This is a genomic window from Nitrospira sp. BLG_2 (assembly GCF_049222245.1).
The window spans coordinates 1-3683 of sequence record NZ_JBLYIG010000296.1 but is presented as its reverse complement, the minus strand read 5'-3'; the positions used below and the strand labels follow the sequence as shown (position 1 = coordinate 3683).

General features: G+C 53.7%; 8 protein-coding genes. All 8 read left to right on the top strand.

Annotation, left to right across the window (positions count from 1 at the left end; translation table 11 throughout):
* A partial coding sequence (locus tag ACOSYY_RS08235; protein WP_421661788.1) for a hypothetical protein occupies nt 1-188 on the top strand: 188 nt, incomplete at its 5' end.
* A 478-nt stretch (nt 189-666) separates the two neighbouring features.
* Complete coding sequence (locus ACOSYY_RS08230; RefSeq protein ID WP_421661787.1) at nt 667-1836, top strand: hypothetical protein; 1170 nt, start codon at nt 667-669, stop codon at nt 1834-1836.
* A gap of 44 nt (nt 1837-1880) precedes the next feature.
* Nucleotides 1881-2087 carry a DUF433 domain-containing protein gene (locus tag ACOSYY_RS08225; protein WP_421661786.1) on the top strand — a complete coding sequence of 69 codons (207 nt, stop codon included), beginning with the start codon at nt 1881-1883 and terminating at the stop codon, nt 2085-2087.
* Nucleotides 2088-2169: 82 nt separating this feature from the next.
* Nucleotides 2170-2382 carry a hypothetical protein gene (locus tag ACOSYY_RS08220; RefSeq protein WP_421661785.1) on the top strand — a complete coding sequence of 71 codons (213 nt, stop codon included), beginning with the start codon at nt 2170-2172 and terminating at the stop codon, nt 2380-2382.
* Nucleotides 2383-2541: 159 nt separating this feature from the next.
* Entirely contained in the window at nt 2542-2868 is a 327-nt protein-coding gene (locus ACOSYY_RS08215) for a nucleotidyltransferase family protein (RefSeq protein ID WP_421661784.1), read from the top strand.
* The gene (locus ACOSYY_RS08210; RefSeq protein ID WP_421661783.1) at nt 2858-3202 is read left to right on the top strand and encodes a HepT-like ribonuclease domain-containing protein; all 345 of its coding nucleotides are present in this window, start codon (nt 2858-2860) and stop codon (nt 3200-3202) included. The genes ACOSYY_RS08215 and ACOSYY_RS08210 overlap by 11 nt, the downstream gene beginning before the upstream one ends.
* Nucleotides 3199-3327: a hypothetical protein gene (locus ACOSYY_RS08205; RefSeq protein WP_421661782.1), complete on the top strand. Its 129-nt coding sequence runs from the start codon at nt 3199-3201 to the stop codon at nt 3325-3327. The genes ACOSYY_RS08210 and ACOSYY_RS08205 overlap by 4 nt, the downstream gene beginning before the upstream one ends.
* Before the next feature lie 48 nt (nt 3328-3375).
* Nucleotides 3376-3609 carry a type II toxin-antitoxin system HicB family antitoxin gene (locus ACOSYY_RS08200; RefSeq protein WP_421661781.1) on the top strand — a complete coding sequence of 78 codons (234 nt, stop codon included), beginning with the start codon at nt 3376-3378 and terminating at the stop codon, nt 3607-3609.
* The last annotated feature ends 74 nt before the right edge of the window (nt 3610-3683 follow it).

The window sequence follows — 3683 nt, the reverse complement described above, 5'->3', positions numbered from 1 at the left end:
AGCGGAGCCATGCTGGCGTTCGCTTCAAGGCCTCTCGGAGCGACCCTTCCGGGCTCAGGCCGGCGGAAGCCTTCGGAAATTCCCTCGCAGACTCGGTCAGTTTCCGCTTTCCTGCCAGCCCGAGCCTCGGTGGGTGTCCCGCTCCTTCGGCCAATTTCGCTCACCGCAGCTATGGCTCCGTGGATTAGCGAGACCGATAGACAAGTGCGGTATCCCGAGCCGGCGTGTGATTCGCGACGCAGACTCCGGCCGTCACGAGTGGTAAGTGGGCAGGGATTATTGGGATGAAGGTAGTGGGCGAAGGGATGGCCAGCCGCTTTGACGCCTTCGCGGTCACCATTTCGGAGTTCATCAGGCGGAAGCCTTCTGGAATTCCCTCCGCCACAGGCTGTGCAGTCTGTGTAGCGTCAGTCAGTGCCAGCTTTCCTGCCTGCCGCACCCTCGATGGGTCCCGACCGCTCTTGGCAATATCGCTCTGGCCATCTCCTTACGCCTGAGGTGGGGGTACGATACTCGGAGCCTCCGTGTGATTCGCGACGCAGACTCCGGCCGTCACCAATACGGGTGGAGAGCGTGCATACGACTCATTTCCCCGGCTGGGAAAGCCGGGTGCAGACTTGTCGTTGCCTTTACGCTCCGCACTGCTATCACCGGGGTTAGAGTTAGATGTCACTGATCGATCTCTGGAAACGATCCCGAAGTGAACTCGAAGGCAAGCACGTCCAACAGATTATAGCTATTGCTGGGTCGGGAAAACTGTTAGATGCCGGAGATGCTTCGAGAGAATTCAGAGAGTTTCTTTCAAGCATTCCCTCCTCGCTGTTGTCGCGCTATACAGGTGAATGTCTGGCGGACAAATTTGAGTCTGGGGGATTGGCACTGCAGGATATCGTGAATCAGATTGGACGAAGGCTTGGATTTCAAGTTGAAGATGGAAGGTATCGTGGTGGCTCAGGCCAAAGCGGTCACGATGGGCTCTGGAGATCGTCGTTTGGCAATGAAATTATCGTCGAGGTAAAGACTACCGATGCTTACAGGATCGCCCTTGACGCAATTGCTGAATACAGAAGGAGGCTCATTCAGGAAAATAGGATTGTAGAGGGTAAGTCTTCTGTCCTGATCGTAGTTGGTAGACAGGATACCGGTGATCTTGAAGCGCAAATCCGTGGCTCTAGGCATGCCTGGAATATACGCCTAGTTAGTATCGACGCGTTAATTCGATTGATGTCACTCAAAGAGACAGTCGAAGATCCGCAAATGCTCAGGAAGATAGCGGGGGTCTTGGTGCCACAAGAGTTCACGAAAGTGGACGGAATTATAGACTTGGTCTTTTCTGCCGCAGAAGAGATTCGGCAGGATGCCGAGGATGCTGAACTGCAAGAGGATCAGCCCAGAAAGAAGGACAAGAAAGCTCCCCAATTCATACCGGTTGATTTCCATGCGGCCTGCATCCGCCGCATCGAAAGACAGTTGGGTCTGGCTTTGCTCAAACAAACGCGCGCCACATATAGTACTCCCGAAGACTCCTTGGTGGTCGTTTGTGCGGTTTCTAGAACTCACACGAGGGAGATGTATTGGTATGCGTTTCATCCGCACCAAAAGGAAAAGTTAGAAGCCGCAGGAAAGGGATATGTGGCCTATGGATGTGGTTCAGAAGACATCGTTTTGCTCATTCCATTTAAGGATTTTGCTGCTTGGCTGGATGGAATGTGGACGACCCAGCTAGAAGATAGGTTCTATTGGCATGTGAGCATCCGACACCAAGGGTCTAAATTGATACTTCGAAGGAGAAGAGGATTCGGCGAGATCGACCTTACAAAGTATCTTGTCAGATAATAGACCGTCGATCTTTGTTGTCATCCCCTGATTAAGGCCGACGAATGAACCCCAATATTCGGTTTGGAAAGCCGTGTTTAACAGCAACGAGGTTTGATGTGACCACAGTCGTGGGAGCCCTTGCGGCCGGTGAAAGTTTTGGCGCGGTACAGGAGGCCTATTCACTCACCGGAGAGCAAATTCTAGCTGCCGTTCGGTATGCCGCGCATGTTGCCGAGCATGTGCCGCCAGCGGTGAAACAAGCTTCTTGAAGCTCCGGTCAAGTGGACGTTGTTGTCATATACGTGAGACTGGCTGAAGGTGATCTGATGGAGCGATCCGGGAGGAACGATCATGAATAAGACCACGGTCAAAGAGGAGATGAGAAAGATGTTGGAAACCCTCCCGGAAGATTGCACCCAGGAGGACATTCAGTATCACATCTACGTCAGAGAGAAGATTGAACGTGGAATGGCTGCTGCAAACGCAGGCGACGTGATTTCTCAAGAGGAGGCGGAAAAGAGGGTGGAGCAGTGGCTAGAATCGTCTGGGCCGGGCCAGCGTTAAGAGATTTGGAAGTTATTGTGAGATATATCGCCATGGATTCTCCGTGCTATGCGGAGCGATTCTCGAAGCGATTGAGCTGCTGATCAACAGTAATACGGACGTCCCGGGGATGAAATCTATGGATGGACTGTTCAAGCGGCTGATGGACGAAGGGGAGCGATGACGAGAGACATTCACCTTCATGGCATCGACATCCCCGCGCAGCAACTGGCGGCGTTGTGCCGTCGATGGCGCATCACCGAGTTAGCCCTATTCGGTTCCATTCTACGCGATGACTTTCGGCCGGATAGCGATGTGGATGTGCTGACCACGTTCGCCCCGGATGTGGAGTGGAGTTTGCTCGATCACGTTCGTATGGAGCAGGAGATGGCTGATCTGTTCGGTCGGCGCGTTCACCTTGTGAGCCGACGGGCTATTGAACGGAGTCATAATTGGATCCGGCGGCAAGCCATCCTGAACACCGCTCAGGTCGTGCATGTCTCGTGATCCGGCGACGCTCTTGGACGTGGCCCGTGCTGGTCGGCTCGTGGTTGATTTCTGCAGCGGCCTCGACCGGACGGCGTTCATGCAGGACGTGAAAACACAGTCGGCCGTACTCCATCAACTGCTCGTCATCGGGGAAGCCGTCAAGCGATTGTCGGAAGAGATCCGGGTTCGCCATCCAGAGATTCCCTGGACAGCCATTGCTGGGATGCGTGACAAGCTGATCCATGAATACGATGAAATAGACCTCGACGAAGTTTGGAGCACGGCGCAGCGGGATGTCCCGAGCCTGCTCCGGTTCCTTGAACCCCTACTGCCGAAGCAGGAACGGTCATGAGGTTGGAACAGGCTAGAGCACAGATTCCCAATGCCCAAGAGAAGACCTGGGACCAGCTCAGACAGGATTTTCGTGTCCTCCGCCAAGGCGGGAACTATATGGAAACTATCTTGGCTCTGGATTGAAGGTGGCTGTGCAGGCCCAAGGTTGCCATTTGTTGAACGGAATGGCTCATGACTCCAATTGAGTTTGATGCGATCATTTTTCAGGAAGGCAAAGCCTACGTTGGGCATTGTCCTGAATTGGATGTCTCAAGCTGCGGGAAGGATGTGGGCGAGGCAAGACGGAATCTGAAGACGGCTGTCCGCTTGTTTGTCGAGGAGGCGGAAAAGCTGGGCACGCTTGAAGGCATTTTGAAGGAGACAGGGTATCAGCAAGATTCTGAAGGGAGCGGAAACTATAGATGAAGCTGCAAGATCAGCCGATCACCAAAGACCTTCTCCTGCAGCATAAGCTGACGGAGGAGGAGTACAAGAAGATC

Excerpts from the sequence above, each read along its gene's own strand:
- ACOSYY_RS08205 (WP_421661782.1), top strand. The coding sequence starts at position 3,199 with ATGAGGTTGGAACAGGCTAGAGCACAGATTCCCAATGCCCAAGAGAAG.
- ACOSYY_RS08230 (WP_421661787.1), top strand. The coding sequence starts at position 667 with ATGTCACTGATCGATCTCTGGAAACGATCCCGAAGTGAACTCGAAGGC.
- ACOSYY_RS08220 (WP_421661785.1), top strand. The coding sequence starts at position 2,170 with ATGAATAAGACCACGGTCAAAGAGGAGATGAGAAAGATGTTGGAAACC.
- ACOSYY_RS08210 (WP_421661783.1), top strand. The coding sequence starts at position 2,858 with ATGTCTCGTGATCCGGCGACGCTCTTGGACGTGGCCCGTGCTGGTCGG.
- ACOSYY_RS08200 (WP_421661781.1), top strand. The coding sequence starts at position 3,376 with ATGACTCCAATTGAGTTTGATGCGATCATTTTTCAGGAAGGCAAAGCC.
- ACOSYY_RS08225 (WP_421661786.1), top strand. The coding sequence starts at position 1,881 with ATGAACCCCAATATTCGGTTTGGAAAGCCGTGTTTAACAGCAACGAGG.
- ACOSYY_RS08215 (WP_421661784.1), top strand. The coding sequence starts at position 2,542 with ATGACGAGAGACATTCACCTTCATGGCATCGACATCCCCGCGCAGCAA.